Annotated in this window: 18 protein-coding genes; 12 read left to right on the top strand and 6 right to left on the bottom strand. The window is 66.7% G+C overall.

The features are described from left to right. Positions 1-39 precede the first annotated feature (39 nt). On the bottom strand, positions 40-660 hold the full coding sequence (locus tag U5A58_RS09865) for a DNA-3-methyladenine glycosylase (protein WP_321961302.1): 621 nt from the start codon (positions 658-660) through the stop codon (positions 40-42). 213 nt (positions 661-873) lie between these two features. On the opposite strand from U5A58_RS09865, the gene U5A58_RS09860 reads away from it, so the two are divergent. Then, entirely contained in the window at positions 874-1,266 is a 393-nt protein-coding gene (locus U5A58_RS09860; RefSeq protein ID WP_321910470.1) for a hypothetical protein, read from the top strand. Between the two features lie 7 nt (positions 1,267-1,273). Here the strand turns inward: U5A58_RS09860 and prpR are convergent, their stop codons facing one another. After that, positions 1,274-3,322 carry a propionate catabolism operon regulatory protein PrpR gene (gene prpR, locus U5A58_RS09855; protein WP_321961301.1) on the bottom strand — a complete coding sequence of 683 codons (2,049 nt, stop codon included), beginning with the start codon at positions 3,320-3,322 and terminating at the stop codon, positions 1,274-1,276. Between the two features lie 246 nt (positions 3,323-3,568). Between prpR and prpB the strand changes: the two genes are divergently transcribed. The 4 genes from prpB (at position 3,569) to prpF (ending at position 9,664) form a co-directional block, all read left to right on the top strand. Next, positions 3,569-4,459 carry a methylisocitrate lyase gene (prpB, locus tag U5A58_RS09850; RefSeq protein ID WP_321961300.1) on the top strand — a complete coding sequence of 297 codons (891 nt, stop codon included), beginning with the start codon at positions 3,569-3,571 and terminating at the stop codon, positions 4,457-4,459. Positions 4,460-4,501: 42 nt separating this feature from the next. Further along, positions 4,502-5,668: a 2-methylcitrate synthase gene (gene prpC / locus U5A58_RS09845; protein ID WP_321961299.1), complete on the top strand. Its 1,167-nt coding sequence runs from the start codon at positions 4,502-4,504 to the stop codon at positions 5,666-5,668. Positions 5,669-5,806: 138 nt separating this feature from the next. Beyond that, entirely contained in the window at positions 5,807-8,404 is a 2,598-nt protein-coding gene (acnD, locus tag U5A58_RS09840; protein ID WP_321961298.1) for a Fe/S-dependent 2-methylisocitrate dehydratase AcnD, read from the top strand. A 69-nt stretch (positions 8,405-8,473) separates the two neighbouring features. Further along, positions 8,474-9,664, top strand: a complete 1,191-nt coding sequence (gene prpF / locus U5A58_RS09835; protein ID WP_321961297.1) for a 2-methylaconitate cis-trans isomerase PrpF — start codon at positions 8,474-8,476, stop codon at positions 9,662-9,664. A gap of 184 nt (positions 9,665-9,848) precedes the next feature. Here prpF and U5A58_RS09830 read toward each other — a convergent pair whose 3' ends face one another. Continuing rightward, a complete protein-coding gene (locus tag U5A58_RS09830; RefSeq protein WP_415774199.1) occupies positions 9,849-10,706 on the bottom strand; it encodes a peptidoglycan DD-metalloendopeptidase family protein in 858 nt (285 codons plus the stop codon). 725 nt (positions 10,707-11,431) lie between these two features. Here U5A58_RS09830 and U5A58_RS09825 point away from each other — a divergent pair. Continuing rightward, complete coding sequence (locus U5A58_RS09825; RefSeq protein WP_321961296.1) at positions 11,432-12,529, top strand: OpgC domain-containing protein; 1,098 nt, start codon at positions 11,432-11,434, stop codon at positions 12,527-12,529. A gap of 126 nt (positions 12,530-12,655) precedes the next feature. Continuing rightward, the gene (locus tag U5A58_RS09820) at positions 12,656-13,510 is read left to right on the top strand and encodes an alpha/beta hydrolase (RefSeq protein ID WP_321961295.1); all 855 of its coding nucleotides are present in this window, start codon (positions 12,656-12,658) and stop codon (positions 13,508-13,510) included. Positions 13,511-13,546: 36 nt separating this feature from the next. On the opposite strand, the gene U5A58_RS09815 is transcribed toward U5A58_RS09820, so the two are convergent. Then, on the bottom strand, positions 13,547-14,614 hold the full coding sequence (locus tag U5A58_RS09815; protein ID WP_321961294.1) for an AI-2E family transporter: 1,068 nt from the start codon (positions 14,612-14,614) through the stop codon (positions 13,547-13,549). Positions 14,615-14,997: 383 nt separating this feature from the next. On the opposite strand from U5A58_RS09815, the gene U5A58_RS09810 reads away from it, so the two are divergent. Then, positions 14,998-15,297, top strand: a complete 300-nt coding sequence (locus tag U5A58_RS09810; RefSeq protein ID WP_158759490.1) for a DUF3331 domain-containing protein — start codon at positions 14,998-15,000, stop codon at positions 15,295-15,297. A gap of 25 nt (positions 15,298-15,322) precedes the next feature. On the opposite strand, the gene U5A58_RS09805 is transcribed toward U5A58_RS09810, so the two are convergent. Continuing rightward, positions 15,323-15,823: a thioesterase family protein gene (locus U5A58_RS09805; protein WP_321935776.1), complete on the bottom strand. Its 501-nt coding sequence runs from the start codon at positions 15,821-15,823 to the stop codon at positions 15,323-15,325. 245 nt (positions 15,824-16,068) lie between these two features. On the opposite strand from U5A58_RS09805, the gene U5A58_RS09800 reads away from it, so the two are divergent. Further along, complete coding sequence (locus U5A58_RS09800) at positions 16,069-18,621, top strand: adenosylcobalamin-dependent ribonucleoside-diphosphate reductase (protein WP_321961293.1); 2,553 nt, start codon at positions 16,069-16,071, stop codon at positions 18,619-18,621. Between the two features lie 10 nt (positions 18,622-18,631). Here U5A58_RS09800 and U5A58_RS09795 read toward each other — a convergent pair whose 3' ends face one another. Continuing rightward, positions 18,632-19,543, bottom strand: a complete 912-nt coding sequence (locus tag U5A58_RS09795) for a LysR family transcriptional regulator (RefSeq protein ID WP_321961292.1) — start codon at positions 19,541-19,543, stop codon at positions 18,632-18,634. 131 nt (positions 19,544-19,674) lie between these two features. On the opposite strand from U5A58_RS09795, the gene U5A58_RS09790 reads away from it, so the two are divergent. From U5A58_RS09790 to U5A58_RS09780, 3 genes are all read left to right on the top strand, one after another. Further along, complete coding sequence (locus tag U5A58_RS09790) at positions 19,675-21,435, top strand: acyl-CoA dehydrogenase family protein (protein WP_321961291.1); 1,761 nt, start codon at positions 19,675-19,677, stop codon at positions 21,433-21,435. Between the two features lie 11 nt (positions 21,436-21,446). Beyond that, entirely contained in the window at positions 21,447-22,679 is a 1,233-nt protein-coding gene (locus U5A58_RS09785; RefSeq protein ID WP_321961290.1) for a CoA transferase, read from the top strand. Positions 22,680-22,746: 67 nt separating this feature from the next. Then, positions 22,747-24,063: an MFS transporter gene (locus U5A58_RS09780; protein WP_321961289.1), complete on the top strand. Its 1,317-nt coding sequence runs from the start codon at positions 22,747-22,749 to the stop codon at positions 24,061-24,063.

Genomic DNA, 24,063 nt, shown 5'->3' with positions numbered 1-24,063 from the left:
CGGCTTGCGGCGCGGCGCTTTCAGTGGCGCTTGCGCAACTCACAATGGGGCGGCACTGCCATCCAGCAGCTTGCGCGGCCCGCTCACGAACCGGCTGCCCAGTTCGTAGAAGCGCAGCGGCCGGTCCATCTCCCGCGAGAGCCCAATGCGCGTCGTCACGCCCACGGGCCGCTCGGGTTCTTCCACGCGGCCGATCCAGAGTCCGTGGCCGCGACACAGGTCGACGCCGTCGAAGGCCGCCGCGATGCCGAACGCCTGCGAGAGCCGTCCCGGCCCGCGCGCGAGATCGCGCAGCGGGACGCCGGGTCGCAGCGCCTCCATCGCGCCGATGCCTTCGAGCGGCTCCAGCGCGCGAAACAGGACGCCCGCGCCCACATCCACGGCTTCGCTCGACATGTTGAACATCCATGCGCTGCCGTAGGTGAGCCGGACATGCGCATGACCGCGCGCTAGAAACATCGCGGCGTTATAGGGCCGCCGTCCGATATAGGCGTAGCTCGTGGAGTCGCCCACGGGATACGCTTCGACCTCGACGAACCGCCCGGCCATGCGCCCGCGCGCCAGGTCGCGCACGAGATATTTGCCGACCATGAAGCGCGCCAGTTCGGCGGTATCGAGCGGCAGGTCGCCGCGGCGCAGCGGCAGGATCGTCGTCGTCATCGAAGCGTTCTCAGGTCGGTCGGCACGGGCATGGCGATTTCGCGGACCGGCAGAGTGTAGCGCCGCGCCGCCTACCGCTTGATCACGCGCGACCGGCCGTTGCGCTACCATCGTCCGCATCTCTGCGCGAACGGTTCGCGCGACCTCATGATCCGGCGCGCGTCGTTCGACGATTCGTCACGACCGGGCGGGCGCCACAGAAGGAGCCGCAAGATGAACGAACAAAGCGCAATTCAATTTCTCTCGACCGTGCGCAAGCCGCTGCTCACGCTGCACAAGGCGATTCTCGACCACGAGCGCAAGGAGTACGAACGCGAGTTCGGCCCGGTGACGCCTGCGGCGTTCCTGCAGGTGCTCATCAACGGTTCGGGCTTTCGCTGGCTCATGCCGCTCTCGACGGTGATCGCCAACGTCGACGAAACGCTCGACGCCAAGGACGCGAGCCCCGAGGATCGCATCGGCGCGGCCGAAGGCGTGGCCGCGCTCTTTTCCGGCGAGGAATCGGCGGAGTTCTACGAGCGCTATCAGGCGCTGTTGCAGGCGAGTCCCGAGATCCTGCATTTGCATGGGACGGTGGCGCCGCTGCTCAACGCGCTGAAGAACTGAGTTCGATTCAACCGCGCGGCGCCTTGCGAGGCGCCGTTGCGGCAGCTGCCTCGGTTGCCTGCGTCACCGCGCGCTTGCCCTTCGCGGCAGAAAGGCGCCGCCAGAGCGTCGTCTTGCTGATGCCGAGCATCTCGCACGCGCGGTCGCGGTCGCCGTTGCAGGCGTCGAGCGCGGCGCGGATCTCGTCGGCTTCGGTGTTGAGGCTGCGCTCGCGCAATGTGAGCACGCCCTCTGCCGCGATCGCCGCCACCTCTGCGACGCCATTCGCAGCGCGGCGCGACTCGAACACCTCCGGCGCGATCGAGCGCAGCACGTCCGGCGTCAGCACGTCTTCTTCCGAATCGGCCAGCTCCACCACCATCCGCTCCACCACGTTCTGCAGCTCGCGCACGTTACCGGGCCATGTGTGCTGGGTGAGCGCGCCGCTCACCCGTGCGAGCGTGCGCGCCGCGTCTTCGGGCGTGCGGATGCGCACGGCCACGCGCGGCTCGCGGCGCGAGGCCTGAAACAGCAGTTCGCTCGCCAGCAGCGCGATATCGGCGCTGCGCTCGCGCAGCGGCGGAATGGCGAGATTGAGAATGTTCAGGCGATAGAAGAGGTCCGCGCGAAACTCGCCCGCCTCGATCTGCTCGGTGAGCGCGCGATGCGTGGCGGCGACCACGCGCACGTCTACGCGCGTGGGTTCCGTTGCTCCAAGGCGCACCACCTCGCGCTCCTGCAGCACGCGCAGCAGGCGGCTTTGCAACGGCAACGGCATCTCGCCGATTTCATCGAGAAAGAGCGTGCCGCGGTGCGCCGCCTCGATGAGCCCCACCTTGCCGCCGCGCCGCGCGCCCGTGAACGCGCCCTCCTCGTAGCCGAACAGCTCGCTTTCCAGCAGCGCCTCGGGAAACGCGCCGCAATTCATCGCGACGAATGGAAAATCGCGCCGCGGACTCTCGCGATGAATGCCCTGCGCGATCATCTCCTTGCCGGTGCCGCTCTCGCCGCGTATGAGCACGGTGGCGTCCGACTTCGCATAGCGCCGCGCGAGCTGGCGCACGCGCTCGATGCCAGGCGTCGCGCCGCTCAGGTCGTCCAGTCGATAGCGCGCGACGAACTGCTGCGTGCGCTGACGCGAGCGCAGCGTGCGGTCGAGCCGCTCCACCGCGCGCGACTCCTGGAACGTGAGTACGGCGCCCGTCGTCACGCCGTTGTCGACGAGCGGCCCGCGATGCACGACATAGCTCACGCCGCGCACGGTCTCGAGCGATTCGCCATCGGTTTCGGGCAGTGAGAAGGCGATGTCGGGCGCGAGCGCCGCGAGCGACTGCCCCGCCGCCGCCGCCGGATCGATGTCGAGCACGGCGGCGAGGCGCTGGTTGATCGCCTCCACGCGGCCGCGCGCGTCGAGCGCGACCACGCCATCGCGCAGATGCTGCAGCACGCTGTCGAGCCGCTGGCGACGCTGCGTCTCGCGCCAGGTGGCCTGCACGAGATCCAGCGCGGTGTCGAAGGCCGCGCGCACCGAAGGCCGCGAGTAGACGAAAAACGGCACGAGCCCAAGCCGGGCCGCGAGATCGTTGACGAGGCCCGGCCCCACGACCGCGCCCACGCCCCGGTCGCGCAGGTCGAGTACGCAGGCTTCGGCGTCCTGGACCGTGCGGTATTGGCCGAACACGACGTCGATGCCGTAGGCGCTGGCAAAGCGGCGCACCTCCACGGGCGTCTCGCCATAGGTCACGAGCGCGACGAGATCGGCTTCGCGCCGCGCGCGGGCGAGCGCCTGCATCACATCGAAGCCGGTGGGCTGCACGAGCACCACGGGCACGTCGATGCGCGCCTTCAGGTAGGTGCCGTTCGAGCCCGCCGCCACCACCACATCGGGCCGCTGGCTGGGCCCCGCTGCGGCGATTTCGGCCACGGCTTCCTCGAAACCGCGCGGCACCACGCGCAGGTCTGCGAGTTCGTCGTATTCGCGGGCGATGTCGCGAAAGAGGTCGCGCAGGCGGCTGATGCCCATGGCCCACACACGCGGGCGGATCGCGGAAGAAGCGGGAGCAGGAAAGCGGTTCATGATGTCCAACGATGTGTCCAGCGGCGCGGTCCTGGCGTCTGGCCGATGTGGCCGAAAGCCGGCCGCCAGCCTGATTTCGCATTATCGCGCGCTGATTTCATTTTTGAAATCTCGATTTCAACGAAGAAATCAGGGCCTGCAATACGGCTTGGCGAATCCTACGCAAAATCAATGCGTTAGCCTTCTCTCGCAAAGCTGGCACGCTACCTGCAGTAGAGGTCGGCGATTCAATTGGAGACATCACGCATGAACAACACTTCCCCCGCAAGCGCCGGCGCGCGATTCCGCGCAGCCGTGGCCACCGAACAACCGCTGCAGGTCGTCGGCGCCATCACCGCTTATGCGGCCAAGCTCGCGCAGGCGACCGGCTTCAAGGCCGTCTATCTCTCGGGTGGCGGCGTGGCTGCCAACTCGCTCGGCGTGCCGGACCTCGGCATCAGCACCATGGACGACGTGCTGATCGACGCCCGCCGCATTACCGACGCCGTGGACATTCCGCTGATGGTCGACATCGACACCGGCTGGGGCGGCGCCTTCAACATCGCGCGCACGATCAAGTCGTTCATCAAGGCGGGCGTGGCGGCCGTGCACCTGGAAGACCAGGTGGGCCAGAAGCGCTGCGGCCATCGCCCGAACAAGGAAGTCGTGGCGACCGGTGAGATGGTGGACCGCGTGAAGGCCGCCGTGGACGCGCGCACCGACGACCAGTTCGTCATCATGGCCCGCACCGACGCCGCCGCCGTGGAAGGCATCGACGCCGCGATCGAGCGCGCGGTGGCCTACGTGGAAGCGGGCGCGGACATGATCTTCCCCGAAGCGATGAAGACGCTCGACGACTACCGCCGCTTCCGCGCCGCCGTGAAGGTGCCGATTCTCGCCAACCTCACGGAATTCGGCTCGACGCCGTTCTTCACGACCGAAGAACTCAAGAGCGCGAACGTCGATATCGCGCTCTACTGCTGCGGCGCGTATCGTGCGATGAACGCCGCCGCGCTGAACTTCTACGAGACCGTCAAGCGCGACGGCACGCAAAAGGCCGCCGTCTCGACGATGCAGTCGCGCGATGACCTCTACCAGTACCTCGGCTATCACGCATACGAAGACAAGCTCGACGCGCTCTTTGCCGCGAAGAAGTAACTCTGGCCATACAGCCAATAGACACATAGAGAGGAAGACACCATGAGCGAAGCAGAAAACACCACGCAAGCCGCCGGCGGATTCAAGCCGAAGAAGTCCGTTGCGCTTTCGGGCGTGGCGGCGGGCAACACGGCGCTGTGCACCGTGGGCCGCACCGGCAACGACCTCCACTACCGCGGCTATGACATTCTCGATCTCGCGACCGCATGCGAATTCGAAGAAGTCGCGTACCTGCTCGTGCACGGCAAGCTGCCGAACACCGCGGAACTCACCGCGTACAAGGCGAAGCTCAAGGCGATGCGTGGCCTGCCGGCCAACGTGAAGACGGCGCTGGAAGCCGTGCCCGCCTCGGCTCACCCGATGGACGTGATGCGCACCGGCGTCTCGATTCTTGGCACCGTGCTGCCCGAAAAGGACGATCACAACCTGCCGGGCGCGCGCGATATCGCCGACCGCCTGATGGCGTCGCTCGGCTCGATGCTGCTGTACTGGTATCACTTTTCGCACAACGGCAAGCGCATCGAAGTCGAAACCGACGACGATTCGATCGGCGGCCACTTCCTGCACCTGCTGCATGGCCGCGCGCCGTCGAAGTCGTGGGTCGATGCGATGCACGTGTCGCTCAACCTGTACGCCGAGCACGAGTTCAACGCTTCGACGTTCACGGGCCGCGTGATCGCGGGCACGGGTTCGGACATCTATTCGGCCATCACGGGCGCGATCGGCGCACTGCGCGGTCCGAAGCACGGCGGCGCGAATGAAGTCGCGTTCGAGATCCAGTCGCGCTACGAGAACGCCGACGAAGCAGAAGCCGATATCCGCGCGCGCGTGGAGAAGAAGGAAGTCGTGATCGGCTTCGGCCACCCGGTGTACACGATCTCGGACCCGCGCAACAAGGTCATCAAGGAAATCGCCAAGAAGCTCTCGAAGGAGCAGTCGAACCTGAAGCTGTTCGACATCGCCGAGCGCCTCGAATCGACGATGTGGGAAGTCAAGAAGATGTTCCCGAACCTCGACTGGTTCAGCGCCGTGTCGTATCACATGATGGGCGTGCCGACGGCCATGTTCACGCCGATCTTCGTGATCGCGCGCACCGCTGGCTGGAGCGCGCACATCATCGAGCAGCGCATCGACAACAAGATCATCCGCCCGAGCGCGAATTACACGGGTCCGGAGAATCTGAAGTTCACGCCGATCAGCAAGCGCTGAATGAGGCACACCAGTCGCCCGGACGGACTATGACGTCCGCACGACTGGGAGACGGCGGCGCGCGCGTATAGAGTGAAGAGATTCGCTCGAGGCGCGCGAGAGCCGCCGCCAACCCACTACATCTTTGGTCCCCAAGCCGTGAATACCGCCTACCGCAAGTCCCTCCCCGGCACCCGGCTCGATTACTTCGACGCGCGCGAAGCCGTCGAGGCCATCCAGCCCGGCGCCTACGACACGCTGCCGTACACCTCGCGCGTGCTCGCCGAAAACCTCGTGCGCCGCTGCGACCCGGCCACGCTCACCGCTTCGCTCAAGCAACTCATCGAGCGCAAGCGCGACCTCGACTTTCCGTGGTTCCCGGCGCGCGTGGTCTGCCACGACATCCTCGGGCAAACCGCGCTCGTCGATCTCGCGGGCCTGCGCGACGCCATTGCCGACCAGGGCGGCGACCCTGCCAAGGTGAATCCGGTCGTGCCGGTGCAGCTGATCGTCGACCACTCGCTCGCCGTGGAATGCGGCGGCTTCGATCCGGACGCGTTCGCAAAGAACCGCGCAATCGAAGACCGTCGCAACGAAGACCGCTTCGACTTCATCAACTGGACGAAGAAGGCCTTCAAGAACGTCGACGTGATTCCGCCGGGCAACGGCATCATGCACCAGATCAATCTGGAGAAGATGTCGCCCGTGATCCAGGCGCGCGACGGCGTGGCGTTCCCCGACACCTGCGTGGGCACCGACAGCCACACGCCGCATGTGGACGCGCTCGGCGTGATCGCCATCGGCGTGGGCGGCCTCGAAGCCGAAAACGTCATGCTTGGCCGCGCCTCGTGGATGCGCCTGCCCGATATCGTCGGCGTGGAGCTTACGGGCAAGCGCCAGCCCGGCATCACCGCAACCGACATCGTGCTCGCCCTCACCGAGTTCCTGCGCAAGGAAAAGGTCGTGGGCGCGTACCTGGAGTTCCGTGGAGAAGGCGCGTCGAGCCTCACGCTCGGCGACCGCGCCACGATCTCCAACATGGCGCCCGAATACGGCGCCACGGCGGCGATGTTCTTCATCGACAACCAGACGCTCGACTATCTGCGCCTCACGGGCCGCGAAGAAGAGCAGGTCAAGCTCGTCGAAACCTACGCGAAGACGGCAGGCCTGTGGGCCGACACGCTCGCTCACTCGCAATACGAGCGCACGCTCACGTTCGATCTGTCGAGCGTGGAGCGCAACATGGCCGGCCCGTCGAATCCGCACAAGCGCCTGCCCACGTCCGCTCTCGCGGAGCGCGGCATTGCGGGCAAGTGGGAAGAAACGCCGGGCCAGATGCCCGACGGCGCAGTCATCATCGCCGCCATTACGAGTTGCACGAACACGAGCAATCCGCGCAACGTGATCGCAGCGGCCCTGCTCGCGCGCAACGCGAACGCGCGCGGCCTCACGCGCAAGCCGTGGGTGAAGAGCTCGCTCGCGCCGGGCTCGAAGGCGGTCGAGCTTTACCTCGAAGAAGCCGACCTGCTGCCGGATCTGGAAAAGCTGGGCTTTGGCATTGTCGCGTTTGCGTGCACCACGTGTAACGGCATGTCGGGCGCGCTCGACCCGAAGATCCAGCAGGAGATCATCGACCGCGACCTGTATGCGACCGCCGTGCTCTCGGGCAACCGCAACTTCGACGGGCGCATTCACCCGTACGCGAAGCAGGCGTTCCTCGCCTCGCCGCCGCTCGTCGTCGCGTATGCGATTGCGGGCACGATCCGCTTCGACATCGAACGCGATTCGCTCGGCACCGACAAGGACGGCAAGCCGGTGTACCTCAAGGACCTCTGGCCGACCGACGAAGAGATCGACGCCATCGTCGCGAAGAGCGTGAAGCCCGAGCAATTCCGCAAGGTGTACGAACCGATGTTCGCGGTGACGGCGGCCAGCGGTGAAACGACCGACCCGCTCTACGACTGGCGCGCGCAAAGCACGTATATTCGCCGCCCGCCGTACTGGGAAGGCGCACTGGCCGGCGAGCGCAAGCTGAAGGGCCTGCGCCCGCTCGCCGTGCTTGGCGACAACATCACGACGGACCACCTCTCCCCTTCGAACGCCATCATGGCGAACAGCGCAGCAGGCGAATACCTCGCGAAAATGGGCCTGCCGGAAGAGGACTTCAACTCGTACGCCACGCACCGCGGCGACCACCTCACGGCGCAGCGCGCAACCTTCGCGAACCCCACGCTCATCAACGAGATGGCCGTGGTGGACGGCGCGGTCAAGAAGGGATCGCTCGCGCGCATCGAGCCGGAAGGCAAGGTCACGCGCATGTGGGAAGCGATTGAAACCTATATGGAGCGCAAGCAGCCGCTCATCATCATCGCAGGCGCCGACTACGGCCAAGGTTCGTCGCGCGACTGGGCGGCCAAGGGCGTACGTCTCGCGGGCGTGGAAGTGATCGTCGCGGAAGGCTTCGAGCGCATTCACCGCACGAACCTGATCGGCATGGGCGTGCTGCCGCTCGAGTTCAAGGCGGGCACGAACCGCACGACGCTCGGTATCGACGGCACGGAAACCTATGACGTGATCGGCGCGCGCACGCCGCGCGCGGACCTTACACTCGTGATTCACCGCAAGAGCGGCGAGCGCGTGGAAGTGCCGGTCACCTGCCGGCTCGATACGGCCGAAGAAGTGTCGATCTACGACGCAGGCGGCGTGCTGCAGCGTTTCGCACAGGACTTCCTCGAGTCGTCGCAGGCAGCGGCATAAACGGGAAACGGGCGGCACGGTGGTAACCGCAGTGGCACCACCGTGCCGCCCTTCGTTTCAGGACAACACATGGCACACGTACCCCAGATCAAAATCCCCGCCACCTATATCCGCGGCGGCACCAGCAAAGGCGTGTTCTTCCGCCTGCAGGATCTGCCCGCTTCGGCGCAGCAGCCAGGCGTTGCGCGCGACAAGCTGCTCATGCGCGTGATCGGCAGCCCCGACCCGTACGGCAAGCAGATCGACGGCATGGGCGGCGCCACCTCCAGCACGAGCAAGACCGTGATCGTGGCGAAGAGCAGCAAGCCCGACCACGACGTGGACTACCTGTTCGGCCAGGTCGCCATCGACAAGGCCTTTGTGGACTGGAGCGGCAACTGCGGCAATCTCTCTGCCGCCGTGGGCCCGTTCGCGATCAGCGGCGGCCTCGTAGACCCGACCCGCGTGCCCGATAACGGCGTTGCGACCGTGCGCATCTGGCAGGCCAACATCGGCAAGACGATCATCGCGCACGTGCCGATGACGAACGGCCACGTGCAGGAAACGGGCGACTTCGAACTGGACGGCGTGACCTTCCCCGCCGCCGAAGTGCAACTCGAATTCCTCGACCCGGCCGCCGAAGAAGAAGGCGCGGGCGGCTCGATGTTCCCCACCGGCAACCTCGTGGACGACCTCGAAGTGCCGGGCGTGGGCACGCTCAAGGCCACGATGATCAACGCGGGCATTCCGACGATCTTCGTGAACGCCGAAGCGATCGGCTACACGGGCACGGAATTGCAGGACGCGATCAACAGCGACGCAGAGGCGCTCAAGAAGTTCGAAACGATCCGCGCGCACGGCGCGCTGCGCATGGGCCTCATCAAGCATCTCGACGAAATCGCCACGCGCCAGCACACGCCGAAAATCGCCTTCGTGGCGAAGCCCACGGGCTACACGGCGTCGAGCGGCAAGCGCGTGGAAGCCGGCGACGTCGATCTGCTGGTGCGCGCCATGTCGATGGGCAAGCTGCACCACGCCATGATGGGCACGGCAGCCGTGGCGATCGGCACGGCTGCGGCCATTCCGGGCACGCTGGTGAATCTCGCGGCGGGCGGCGGCGAGCGCAGCGCGGTGCGCTTCGGGCACCCGTCGGGCACGCTGCGCGTGGGCGCGCAAGCGCGCCAGGAGAGCGGCGAATGGACGGTCACGAAGGCCATCATGAGCCGCAGCGCGCGCGTGCTGATGGAAGGCTGGGTGCGGGTGCCGGGAGACGCGTTTTAAGCAGCGGTATTAAGAAACGCGCTGTTTGCGGGGATGAAAAAACCGCCCTGACGCTGCGAGGTGTCAGGGCGGTTTTGCTTTAGCGCAGTGTTTTCCAACTTAACGACAGGACCGGCCTTGGATACATCAAAATCCGCGTCGTTTGATGGTCGGGCAGTAGAAACCCGGGCGTCCCACGCCGCGTTCAGCCCTGCGGTGACGACGGCAAATACGGCATCGGATCCACGGGCTTCCCGTCACGGCGCACTTCGAACAGCACCGCCACGCGATCGTTGTTCTCGCTGCCCATCTCGGCAATCTGCTGGCCCTGGTGGACCGTATCGCCGGTCTTTACGAGCAGACGCCGGTTATGCGAATACGCCGTGAGGAAGTCCTTGTTGTGCTGGACGATGATCAGGCTGCCGTATTCGTTGAGGCCCGTGCCCGCGTACATGACCTTGCCGTCGGCGGCGGCGATCACCGGGTCGCCGGCCTTGCCCGCGATCTCGATGCCGCGCGTCGTGCCCGCCGCGAACGGCTCGACCACGCGGCCATGCGCCGGCCACACGAGCGCGACGCTGCTCGCGTGGCGCGCCACTTCCACGGCAACCTGGCGGTTTCCGGCCGAGTTCGAGGTGGAATTCGCCGCTGCGCCGCCAGCCTGCGGCGCGGCCACCTGAACGGTGATCGTCTGCTTCGACACCAGCTTGATCGACTGACCCGCGCGCAAGTGGCTGTTCGGCTTCAGGTGGTTCCAGGCGGTCAGATCCTTCACTGAAACACTGTGCTTTTGCGCGATGCGCGCAAGCGTGTCGCCGCGGCGCACGCGCACGTACGTCGTTTTCGTGACGACGCGCGTCACGGGCGCACTTGCCGCCTGTTGCGCGCTAGCGCCGGCGGCCGTTGCATCCGAAGCCGGGCTCGCCGCTGCCGCCGTGTCGGGCTGCGGCTGTTGCGGTTGCTGCTGGTTCATGTCGGCACAGCCGCCCAGCAGGGCCGCCAGTCCCAACGCGGCCCAGAACCCCTTGAGACCGCGTTGACCGATACGATCGTCTTCGAACATTGTTTTCTCCTGCGGCACCTGCCGCCGTGCGATGCAGCGAGTGGCGCCTGGGACGGTCTGCTGCGTGTGCCGCGCTCCCGTATTCCTGGCGTTCCGGCTCGTCTGCGCCGGTCCGCTGCGATCTGCGTCTAAATCGACTGCATCCCGAGCGATAAACATTCAACGCACGCCATCGCCGCATTAACGAACGGGCGTGCCATCTCAAAATCGATCCGGCATTGTAAAGCGCAACTCCCCTGAATCAGCCCAGGGAGAACACTTTGAAACAACTCTTAAATACGCGAATTCTCGCCCCGCGAACCACTGTCAAAGGGCCAAAAGGGAGCGCTCACACCGGCGTCGGTGCGGCGTTTGCCGCATCAGCACGGTCGTGCCCCTTCCCCTGCCTTATCGGCACATGCCCTGGAAACTTGAACGGCGCATCGGTCACGTCTGCTGAAAGGCATTTGAAATTACGGTAGTATCGGCGGCGTCAACGTAAACCCTGGTCTTAGGGGAACCCTTGCGCATTCTTCTGGTCTTTTCCTGCGCTTGTCGTGCAACCACCCTGGTGGATGCTTCACGGTTCCCTGCGCCTGACGCCCCGCGAACCTCGCCCGAATTCCTGAATTCCTGATTTTTCCAGGTAGGTACTTCCAGCATCTGCCCGCCCGGCCCGTCTGCATCACCGGCTGCCTCATCGTCTGCCGTGTGCGCCCCACGCCGGTTCGGCCTGCTGCCCCAACATGTCAAAGTCATCCAATCGTCTAGTCGAACTCGATTTCTTCCGCGGCCTCGTCCTGCTCATCATCGTCGTCGATCACATCGGCGGCAGCATCGTCTCGCGCGTCACGCTGCACGCCTACGCGCTATGCGACGCGGCCGAGGTGTTCGTCTTCCTCGGCGGCTTCGCCACCGCCACGGCGTGGGCCACACTCTGCGCGCGCCGCACCGAAGCCGCGGCACGGCAGCGCTTCATCAAGCGCGCATTCGAGATCTACCGTGCGTTCGTCGTGACGGCGCTCTTGATGCTGCTCGTCACCGCGATTCTCGTTGCCTGCAACGTGGATGCGCCCAACCTCGCCACCACGGACCTCGACGATCTCACGCTCGCGCCTGCCGCCGCGTTGCGCGACATCGTGCTGCTGCGCCGCCAGCCCTATCTGGCCGGGGTGCTGCCGATGTACGCGTGCTTCGCCCTCGCCGCACCGCTCGCGCTGCCGCTCGCGCGCACACGGCCGTGGCTGCTGCTGGCCGTGAGCCTCGTGCTCTGGGGCGTCGCACCGCATCTCGCGCCGTGGTTGCCGCACGTCGAAGACGTGCAATGGGACTTCAACCCGTTCGCGTGGCAGCTGATGTTCGTGCTCGGCGTGATCGCACAGGCGCAACCCGTGTTCCAGCGGGTGAGCGCACACCGTTTCGGCGTGCTCGTCACGCTCGCCGCTCTTGCCGTCGTGGCGGGCGCCGCGATCTATCGCCTGCAGCTTGGCAACGTCGCGCTCGACGCCGACTTCAAGCGCAACCTCGCGTGGTTCCGCGCGCTCAACTTCCTCGGCATCGCGTGGCTCACGGCGCATGTCATCCGGCTCGGCTGGGCGAAGCGCGTGGCGCATGCGCTGCCGTGGGTGGGACTCGTCGGCCAAAAGGGGATGCTCTCGTTCGTGGCCGGCGCCGTGATTTCGCTCACGGTCGACTCGGTGCTCTACTGGTACACCGATGGCTATCTGAACGTGCCGCTCGGCCTGTGCGCCGACGCAATCGCGATCACCGCGCTGCTGCTCGTTGCGCGTGCGTCCGACCCGCTCAAGCGTCTGCTGCCTTCGCGCGCCAAAGCCTCCGCCTGAAACGACACGGCTCGCCGCCAGCGCACTGCGCGTCGGCGCGCCGATCACGGCTTCCGGCGCGCGCGGGCGGCTGCTAGCATGATGACCCCGCGCCGCCGGCGCGCCACTGCCCTCGATGTCCCTGCCATGCGCAGACTCCTTCGCACCGCGCTGCTCCCCCTCGCACTCTCATGCGCGGCATTCGTCACACCGGCGGCGCCCGCCGCAGCGAGCACGATCGCGGTCCGCACGTTCCACTCGGCGGCACTCGAGCGCGACTGGCCCTACGTGGTGTATCTGCCGAACGGCTATCGCGCCGACCAGCGCCGCTACCCGGTCCTCTATCTCCTGCATGGCAACAACGGCGAGCCCATGGACTGGGTTACGCAAGGTCAGCTGCAGACCACCGCCGACACGCTGATCGCCCGTCACGAGATCCCGCCCGTGGTGATCGTGATGCCGCAGGGCGGCACCGACTGGTACGTCGACCGCAAGGAAAAGATGGAGACGGCGTTCTTCCAGGACCTGATGCCCGAGATCGAGTCGCACTTCGCCGTGGACGATACGCGCGAGGGGCGTGCGATCGGCGGTGTGTCGATGGGCGGGTTCGGCGCACTGCGCTACACGCTCGAGCACCCCGACATGTTCTGCGGCGCGCTGCTGCTTTCGCCGGCGGTCTATGCGAGCGACCCGCCGCCCAGTTCGGCGGCGCGTCATGTGGGCGTGTTCGGCGAGCATCAGTTCGACGTGCAGATCTGGCGCACGCTCAACTATCCGGCGCTCTGGAAGGCGTATTTCGCGCGGCCCTGGCGCGTGCCGTTCTTCATCGCCGCCGGCGACGACGACCTCGTGATCCAGGCCGAGTCGTCGCTGCTCTACACGCGGCTGCGCGAGGCGGGCAATACGGCGGCGCTGCGCATCGTCGACGGCGGCCACGTGTGGCCGGTGTGGCGCGAACTGCTGCCGGCCGCGCTCAAGTACACGCTCGCCTGCTTCCGCTGAGCGAGGCGCGCGGGGCGCCTCGTGGCGAAGCGAGCCTCACTCCGCCCAGTTCACCCAAAGCACCATTAGCACGGTCATAAGCGCCGGGCCGATGAAGATGCCGATCAGGCCAAAGGTCGTCGCGCCGCCCAGAATGCCGAACAGCACGAGCAGAAACGGCAGGCGCGTGGAGTTGCCGATCAGCACGGGCCGCACGAAATGCTCGGCGACGAACACCACCACGAATCCCCAGATCGCGAGCGCGGCTGCGGCGATCAACGAACCCTGAATGACGAGCCACAGCGCCGCGCCGCAGAACACGATGGGCGCGCAAAACGGCAGCATGGCCGCGATGGCCGTCACGGTGCCGAGCAGCGCCGCATGGGGCACGCCGGTCGCGATATAGGCGGCGGCCAGCAGTACGCCCTCGCCGAGCCCCACGACCACGAGCCCCGTGACCGTGGCGCGCACGGCGGCGGCCATGCGCTGCAGAAGCTGCGCGCCGTCGCTGCCGAAGGCGCGCCGCGCACCGCGCATCACCGTGGCTGAAAGACGCGGGCCCGCCCGGAACATCACGAACAGCGTGACGAGCATGAAGCCGAACGTCATCGTCGCGTGGGCGGCGCGCGCGCCGAAGTGACGGCCGAACGAGGCAATCGTCTCGCCGTGCAGGCTCTTCATGGCCGGAGAAGCCTTGAGCGGCTGGGTGAGATTGGCTTGCCACCAATCGCTCACCTGGCGGCTGCCCACCGGCAGATGCGCAACGAAATCGGGCACCGGCACGCCGTTCTCCTGGGCGTCGTGCAGCCACAGGTACAGTTCGTGGGCCTCGCCGCCTGCCTGAATGGCCGTGACGGCGATTGGCAGGAGCACGAGCAGGCCGATCGCGGCCGTGAGCAGCGTGGCGATCAGCGTCTTGCGGCCCTTGAACCAGGCGCGGCGCTCGATCGCCTGATAGGCGGGCCACAGAACGATGGCAAAGACGCTCGCCCAGGCGACGGCGGGCACGAACTCGCGCACGATCCACAGCGCCAGCAGCACGAGCGTGGCGTACAGCACCGCCGAGGCGGCGCGCTGGATTTTCTGCTCGTTTGCGGAGTTCGGAGCAGGCGGACGATGAATCATGTAACCTCGTGAAAATTCAAGAACAGGTGCTCGGGTTTTATGGCGGCGCAACCGCGGTATTGCAAGTCAACGCGGTGCAGCAAGTCAATCGAACCGGGCCGGTCTTCCCTCAGATTCATCTCCGCCCCAGCCGTTCCGTCCCCAACCTGGAACGCCCTCCAGGCGCCCGTTTTCGGGCCACTCGATGTCGCGTTACGTACAACAGTGCGTTGCACAAATTCGAGATGTCGACCCTAATCTGCCGCAAACCCCCATTCCTTCGTTAATCGCAACGTGTCGCAGGCCGATTGTTGCTAATAATGGAATGGTGTTTCAACGGCGACAGAATGGCACTTGTCGGCGCGCAGGAATACATTCGCGGCACCACACTTACGGAGCCGACAATGAAGAAAAAAGCGTGCCTCTCGCTTGACGGAGCCAACGGTGAGCGTATCGAGATACTCGAGCAGACGGATACGGCGCTGGTAATCCGCTGGGTCGAACCCGGGCGCTGCCATTATGGCGAACAGCGCTGGCGCCGCCGCTCGGCGCATTCTTCGGGCACCTGCGCCGTGTCGCGCCGCAAGATCCGCCGCGGCGACGCCGTGTTCAAGCCGGCCGAACGCCCCGCCCCGCTCAATGCCTCCGTCATGATCGCTGCCGAAGTGTTCGGCGACCTCATCGGCGCGGAACTGCCGAAGTAAGCGCGGCGACGCCGCCTGAGCGCCTTCAGCGTGGTGCGCGAGGCGCGAGCGAAATCGCCCGAGCGGCGTGGCGCGGCGCAAAGCCCGCCGATGCAGCGCACAATGCCGCCACCCGCGCGAGCACATCGGCGTCGAAAGCCGCCGCGCGCGGGCCCGAGCGGTCCACGTGCAAGAGCAACTGCTCGCTCGCCGAGACGGGCGAGGCCTGCGCATCGTCGATTTCCCCCGCGAACATCTCCAGATACAGCCGCACGCGTTTCGCGTCGTGCTCGATCACCCGCACGTCGACGCGCACCGGTGTGCCCTCCTTGATCTCGCGGAAATAGTTCAGGTGCGCTTCCAGCGTGTACATCGACCGGCCGCGCGCATCGCGCACAGCCGCATCGAGCCCGATGGCGTCGAGCAGCGCGTCGGTCGCGTAGCTGTAGATCAGCATGTAGAACGCGTCGCGCAGGTGGCCGTTGTAATCGACCCACTCCGCGCGCACCGTGTCGCGGTAGACCACGAGCGCCGTTTCGTTCGTCATCCAGTCTCCTCTCCCATCTACCCATGCGGTGCCCGCGTGCAGGCGGGAGCAGTGTAACCGCAGACCGCTCCCGCCGCCGCGACGCCGGCATGCTCCGGCGCCGCCGCATGCGCGCTCGCGTCGCCGTGCACGCCTCGCGCCGCTGCGGTAAGGTTGAACGGTCGCGGCACAGCCGCCGCAACCCGAACGCAAACCCAATGCCCTTCAACCGGCGCCGCCCGCGCGGCGCTTTGCGAGGCCCGGCCATGGCAGAAAACACGCCCCCGCTTCCGTTTCCCCCGCAGCAGTTCTCGCTCGACGTGATGCTCGAGAAGTACGCCAAAGGCGACGAGCAAACCGCCGACGACATCTACCGCCGCGTCGCACGCGGCGTCGCGGCGGTCGAGCCGCCCGCGCTGCGCGCCGAGGTCGAGGCGCGTTTCGTCGACAACCTGCGCCACGGCGCGCTCGGCGCGGGGCGCATCATGAGCGCGGCGGGCGCCGGCATTGAAGCCACGTTGATCAACTGCTTCGTGCAGCCGGTGGGCGACAGCATCCAGGGCGTGGACGACGAAGGCCGCCCCGGCATCTACGTCGCGCTGCTGCAGGCCGCCGAAACCATGCGGCGTGGCGGCGGCGTGGGCTACAACTTTTCGGCGATCCGGCCGCGCGGCGCACACGTGAAGTCGACGGGATCGAGCGCATCGGGCCCGTGCAGCTACATCGACGTGTTCGACGCCTCGTGCCGCACCGTGGAAAGCGCGGGCGCGCGGCGCGGCGCGCAGATGGCCGTGCTCGACTGCGATCACCCCGACCTGCCCGAATTCATCGAGGCCAAGCACTCGAAGGGACGCTGGAACAACTTCAACGTCTCGGTCGCGGTGACCGACGCATTCATGCGCGCCGTGGAAAACGACGCGCCCTGGCAACTCGTGCATCGCGCCGAGCCCTCGCCCGCGCTGCGCGCTTCAGGCGACCTGCGCCGCCGCGACGACGGCCTGTGGGTCTACGCCGAAACGCGCGCCCGCGCGCTCTGGGACGAGATCATGCGCTCGACCTACGACGTGGCCGAGCCGGGCGTGGTGTTCATTTCGCGCATGAACGAGGACAACAATCTGCGCGCGCTCGAAAGCATCCGCGCGACCAACCCGTGCGGCGAGCAGCCGCTGCCCGCCTATGGCTGCTGCAATCTCGGGCCGCTCGACCTCACGCGCTTCGTGACCGAACCGTTCGCGCAACTGCGCGGCGGCAAGGCCGATTTCGACTGGGATCAGCTCGCCGAACGCACGCGCATCCAGGTGCGCTTTCTCGACGACGTGCTCGACGCCACGCTCTGGCCGCTGCAAGAGCAGCAGGCCGAAGCGGCGGCCAAGCGGCGCATTGGCGTGGGCTTCACAGGGCTCGGCGACACGCTCGTGATGCTCGGCATCCGCTACAACTCGCCCGAAGGCTGCGCATTCGGCGCGCGCGTGGGACGCACGATGCGCGACGCCGCCTACCGCGCGTCCGTCGAACTCGCGCAAGAGCGCGGCGCTTTCCCGCTTTTCGACGCGAAGACGTACCTCGACGAAGGCACTTTCGCCTCGCGCCTGCCCGACGACCTCAAGGCCGAGATCGGCGCGCACGGCATCCGCAACAGCCATCTGCTTTCCATCGCGCCCACGGGCACGGTGAGCCTCGCGTTCGCCGACAATGTCTCGAACGGCATCGAGCCCGCGTTCTCGTGGACCTACCAGCGCACACGCCGCATGGCCGACGGCAGCCGCGAAACGTTCAACGTCGAAGACCACGCGTGGCGCGTGTACCGCGAACTGGGCGGCGACGTGAACGCCCTGCCCGCGTATTTCGTGAGCGCGCTGGAAATGAGCGCGCAGGAACACATTGCGATGATGGCGGCCGTGCAGCCGTACGTCGACACGTCGATCTCCAAGACCGTCAACGTGCCGGCGGATTATCCGTTCGAGGACTTCGAGAACCTCTATCTCGACGCATGGCGGCGCGGCCTCAAGGGTCTCGCGACCTACCGGCCCAACGAGACGCTTGGCGCGGTGCTGCAAACGCTGCCGCCCGAAGCGGCGGCAACCGCCGACGACGCGCTCGGCGACGCCCTGCTCGACCCGCTGCGCGTTGCGATCGACCATCGGCCCAAGGGCGAGCTGCCCGCCGTGATCGAGAAAATCGAGTACATCACGCAGACGGGCAAGGTGTCGCTCTACGTCGCGGTGTCTTTCCTGGAAGTGACGGGACAGGTGGGCGGAGAAGCTGTGACGATCGAGCGGCCTATCGAATTCTTCATCCCCGTGGGACAGCGCGACGAGCAGCAGCAATGGATTACCGCCACCATGCGTTCGCTCTCGCTCGCGGCGCGCGGCGGCTTCGTCGCGCGCAACCTGCAGGATTTGCGCAAGGTCTCGTGGGACCGCGGCCAGGTGCGCTATGGCGAAACGCAGCGCCTCGACGGGCGGCGTATTCCGCTGTGGCACGACTCCGAGGTCGCGGCCATTGCCTACGCAATCCAGCAGATCCTGCACCGGCGCGGCTTTCTCGATGCCGAAGGCCGGCAAGTGCCGTCACGGCTGCTCGCGCAGCGGCGCGACGGCGCGCTGGCCGCGCAATTCACCGGCAACGCGCGGGCTGGTGCTGAGCAGCCCGGCGACCAGGTGCTCGATGGCGACAACGCGTTGCCTGCCGACGCGCAGCACGCGTTCGCCCACGCGATGCTCGGCCGCAAGTGCGGTTCGTGCGGAGCGAATGCGGTGATCCGCAAAGATGGGTGCGACTTCTGCACGGCGTGCGGGGAGATTGGAACTTGCGGCTGAAGTTTCGCGCTCAAGCCCGGGGCGGCGCAGCGGCCGCCCTGTGTTCTTTTCGTCCCCCAAGATAGTCCGCAAACCCCTGCGCGAGCGCATTGGCCTCTCCGCCACGCACGAGCCTTAGCACCTGCGATTCGTAAGGATTGCTAGCCAACGGCCGGAACACCACACGCCCGCCGCCCGTCGCCCCGAGCGCGGCGGGTACGAGCGCGACGCCCATGCCGAACTCCACCATCGTGACGACGGTTTGCCAAAGCCGCGCTTCGTGCCGGATCTGCGGGCTGAAACCGGCCTCCACACAGGTCGCGATGATCTGATCGTGGTAGTGCGGCGACACCGAGCGCGGAAACAGGATGAACGGTTCGCGCGCGAGCGTGCCGAGTTCGATGCGCCGCCTGCGCGCAAGCGTGTGCCCTTCCGGCAGGCAGCAAAGAAACGGCTCGGAAAACAGCACCTCCGACTGCACCTCGGCCGGAAAGCGCCCCCAATGCGCGAAACCGAGATCGATCTGCAAGCGCTGCAGCGCCTGCACCTGCTCGGCCGTGTTCATCTCGCGCAGCACCACTTCCACGGCGGGATGTTCGGCCTCGAAACGCCGCACCGCCTCCGGCAACCCGCGATACAGCATCGAATTGACGAAACCGACGCGCAGCCGCCCCGCCAGCCCGTGCGCGGAGCGCGCCGCGATGCGCCGCACTTCCTCGGCCTGCTCCAGCAGCCGGCGCGCCTCTTCGAGCAGCACGTTACCCGCGTTGGTCAGCGCGACGGCCTTGTTGGTGCGTTCGAGCAACTGCACGCCTAGCTGCTCCTCGAACTTGCGGATATCGAAGCTCAGCGCCGGCTGCGAGATAAAGAGCCGGCGCGCCGCGCGCCCGAAGTGCAGCTCTTCCGCAACAGCCACGAAATAGCGCAGTTGCTTGAGTTCCATGGCGGGCTCCTCCGGCGATTCATCGATAGATGGCGCTTATCGTACATGACATCGGTTGTATTGGACCGTTATCGAAGCCGCGCCTAAGCTACGCCGAATCGCATAGCAAAACAGCACGGAGACAGCACACGATGAGCGATCGCCCCGCTTTCGCCACCCCGGCCAGCGGCTCGGCCAACATTCCCGATAGCCGTGGCATCAACTTCTACACGAGCGACCCCGGCTTCGCGCCCCTTTTGCGTGGCTATCTCGGCGACGCCGCATTCGGCGCGATCGAAGCGCGGCTCGTCGCGCTCGGCCAACGCGCCTCCGACGAACTCGACGCGCTCGCGCTGGTCGCCGACAAGCACCCGCCCACGCTCGAACAACGCACGCGCAGCGGTGAAGCGATCCAGCGCATCGACAAGCATCCCGACTACGTGGCGCTCGAACGCGTCGCCTACGCGGAGCTTGGCCTCGCGGCCATGAGCCATCGCGAGAACGCGCCCGCGCCGCTCGTGAAATATGCGCTCACCTATTTGTTCGTGCAGGCCGAATTCGGCCTGTGCTGTCCCGTGAGCATGACCGACTCGCTCACGCGCACGCTGCGCCGTTTCGGCACGCCGGAACTCATTGCGCGCTACTTGCCGATGCTCGCCTCGCAGGACTTCGACACGCTCTACCAGGGCGCGATGTTCATGACCGAGCAGGCAGCGGGCTCGGACGTGGCGCGCATCGCCACGCGCGCCACACATGAGCGAAGCGCAAATGGCGAGGACGTATGGCGTCTTTACGGCGACAAGTGGTTCTGCTCGAACGCCGACGCCGATCTCGCGATGGTGCTCGCGCGCCCCGACGACGCGCCGCCCGGCATCAAGGGCCTCGCCTTGTTCCTCTTGCCGAAAACGCTCGCCGACGGCACGCGCAACGCCTATCGCATCGTGCGCCTGAAGGACAAGCTCGGCAGCCGCTCGATGGCGAGCGGCGAGATCGTGCTGGAAGGCGCGCAGGCCTACCTGATCGGCGAGGTGGGCCGCGGCTTTCATCAGATGGCGGACATGATCAACATGTCGCGGCTGTCGAACGGCGTGCGCGCCGCGGGCCTCATGCGCCGTGCCGTGACCGAGGCGCTGCACGTGGCGCGCAACCGCGAGGCGTTCGGCCGCAAGCTCATCGAAATGCCGTTGATGCAGCGTCAACTGCTCAAGATGATGTTGCCTGCCGAACAGGCGCGCTCGATGTTCATGCGCATCGCCACGCTGCTCACGCGTGCCGACAAAGGCGACGAACTCGCGGCGAAATGCGTGCGCATTCTCACGCCGCTCATCAAGTTCCGCGCCTGCCGCGACGCGCGCCGCGTGACCGGCGACGCCATGGAAGTGCGCGGCGGCGTGGGCTATATCGAGGAATGGAGCGACCCGCGTCTCGTGCGCGATGCGCATCTCGGCTCGATCTGGGAAGGCACGAGCAATATCGTCGCGCTGGACGTAGCGCGCGCGGCGAAGCGCGAGGGCGCGCTCGAAACGCTGACGCAGTACTTGCATGCGGAGCTTGCCGAAAGCGGCGTGCCTGAAGCCAGCGCAGCGCTCCTGCGCGACGTGTTCGACCGTGCCGGTGCGGCGCTCGTGAGCGTGGCCGAGTGCGGCCGCGACGAATCGGTGCGCCAGGCCGCGAGTGCGCTCTATCACGCCACGACGGCGGCCCTCATGGCCTGTGAAGCTGCGCAGACTTCGCAAAACGCCCTTGATTACCGGCGCCTCGCGCTCGCCCATCTGCTCGTGCGCCACAAGCTGCTGCCGCGCGACCCGCTCGCGCTCGACGAACGCGACGCAAACGCCGCCACACTGCGCGCACTCGTGGACGAACGGGCGCTGACGCTCGATCAGGCCATGCAACTGCTCCCGGCACACTGAGGCGACGCACGATGAACACCACAAAGGAATCCGAAGCAACTACGGTGAACGGTGCGCTGCATGGCCTGCGCGTGATCGATCTGAGCCGCGTGCTGGGCGGTCCGTACTGCACCCAGGCGCTCGCCGACCACGGCGCCGAAGTCATCAAGCTCGAACCGCCCGACGGCGACGAAACGCGCGGCTGGGGCCCGCCCTTCGTCGGCGATACGGCGTCGTACTACGTGGGCGTGAACCGCAACAAGCAGGGCATCGCCGTCGATCTTTCGCGCGAAGAAGGTCGCGCGATTCTCTGGCAACTGCTCGAAGGCGCAGACGTGCTGGTCGAAAACTTCAAGCCGGGCACGCTCGCACGCTGGGGCATGGACTACGAGCGCGATCTGCGCGCGCGCTTTCCCCGCCTGATTCACTGCGCGATTTCCGGCTTCGGCCCGGACGGCCCGCTCGGCGGCCTGCCCGGCTACGACGCCGTGATTCAGGCAATGGCGGGCCTCATGAGCGTGAACGGCGAGCACGACGGCCCCGCACTGCGCATTGGCCTGCCGATCGTGGACATGGTCACGGGCCTGAACGCGCTCGCGGGCATTCTGCTCGCGCTGGCCGAGCGCGAAAAGAGCGGCCTCGGGCAGTCGGTGGATATCGCGCTTTACGACTGCGGCGTGTCGCTTCTGCATCCGCATCTGCCGAACTATTTCGGCAATGGCCGCACGCCGCAGCGCAGCGGCAACGCGCACCCGAACATCGCGCCCTACGACAGCTATGCCACGGGCAACGCGCCCATCTTCCTCGCGGTGGGCAACGATCGCCAGTTCGCGAAGCTCTGCGCGCACCTGGGCGTGCCCGAACTCGCAAACGACCCGCGTTTCGCCGACAACCGCAGCCGCTGCGCGCATCGGCCCGAACTCAAGGCCGCGCTCGAAGCGCGCCTCGCCGCCCACGACTGCGAGCCGCTCGCGCGCGACCTGATCCAGGCCGGTGTGCCGTGCGGCCCCGTGCAGACGGTCGATGCCGTGGCCGCGCATCCGCACACGCAGCACCGCCGCATGATCGTCGAGATGGACGGCTATCGCGGAACGGGCGCGCCCGTGAAGCTCTCGCGCACGCCGCCGACCTATCGCACGCGCCCGCCCGCGCTCGGCGCCGACACGCGCGCCGTGATGGACGCGCTAGGCATCGACGCCGACACGCAGCAACGGCTCTTCGAAGCGGGCATTGTCAAGGAACCCGAAACGACCGTAAGCGCCTAGCGTTCCAGCGCCCCCCAACGGAATACAGACCGGTCCAAGCCGGCTCACCCCGATCAAGGAGACATGCATGACCCGCCCCAACGGAAATTCTGCGCGCCAGCCCGCCCGCGCCTCGCTCGCCGCCTTCGTCGGCACCACGATCGAGTGGTACGACTTTTATATCTACGCCACCGCTTCGGCGCTGATCTTCGGCAAGCTGTTCTTCCCTTCCCACGAGCCGTTCTACAGCACGCTCGCTTCGTTCGGCACCTTCGCCGTGGGCTTTTTCGCGCGTCCCTTCGGCGGGCTCGTGTTCGGGCATCTGGGCGACCGCATCGGCCGCAAGAAGGCGCTCGTCGCCACGCTGTCGATCATGGGTGTCGGCACCGTGGGCATCGGCTTTTTGCCGACCTATGCGAGCGCCGGCGCGCTCGCCCCGGCGCTGCTCGTGCTGCTGCGCGTGGCGCAGGGCATTGCGATTGGCGGCGAATGGGGCGGCGCGGTGCTCATGGCCGGCGAGCATGCACCCAGGGAAAAGCGCACGTTTCTCGCCTCGTTTGCGCAACTCGGCAGCCCCGCAGGCCTGATTCTGGCGCTGCTGGCGTTTCGCTTCGTCGCGCATCTCGACCGTGACGCGCTCTTTACCTGGGGCTGGCGTTTGCCGTTCATCGCGAGCGCGGTGCTGCTCGTGGTGGGTCTGCTGATTCGATCGGGCGTGGGCGAATCGCCGGAATTCGAGGCGATCAAGACGCAGCGCCGCACCGCGGCTATGCCGATCGTCGAAGTGCTGCGCGACTCGTGGCGCGTGGTGCTGCTGTGCCTCGGCGCGAACGTGATCGGCGTGGCGGGCGCGTGGTTCGTCAACACCTTCATGCTGAACTACACGACGCAAACGCTCGGGATCGACCGCGCGCTGATTCTCGACTGCCTGTTCGTCGTCGCGTTCATCCAGCTCTTTACACAGCTCTTTTCCGGCTGGTTTGCGCAGCGCGTGGGCGCCGGGCGCTTCCTCGTCATCGCTGCGGCGCTGGCCATGATTTCGCCTTACCCGATGTTCGTGCTCGTCTCCACCGGACGGCCGGTCGCGATCGTGGTCGGCATTGCGATTGCGGTGATGTGCATGAGCAGCTCGTACGCGGTGATGGCGGGCTTCATGACGAACGCGTTCCCGGTGCGCGTGCGCTACTCGGCTATTTCGATCTCCTACCAATGTTGCGCGGCGCTCGCGGGCGGTCTCACGCCGCTCGTCGGCACGCTGCTCGCACATGACTATCCGGGGCAATGGTGGCCGCTGGCGCTGTTTTACAGCGCGCTGGCTGCCATTTCGCTCGTGTGTATCGCGGTGCTGCAGCGTAAGCAGTCGTCGGCCACGCAAAGCGACGTGGGACTCGCGTTGCAGGATTAG

It is taken from the genome of Paraburkholderia sp. J7 (assembly GCF_905220155.1).
In the GTDB taxonomy this organism is placed as follows: domain Bacteria; phylum Pseudomonadota; class Gammaproteobacteria; order Burkholderiales; family Burkholderiaceae; genus Paraburkholderia.
The sequence above is the reverse complement of the archived record's forward strand: the minus strand, read 5'-3'. Positions and strand labels throughout refer to the sequence as shown.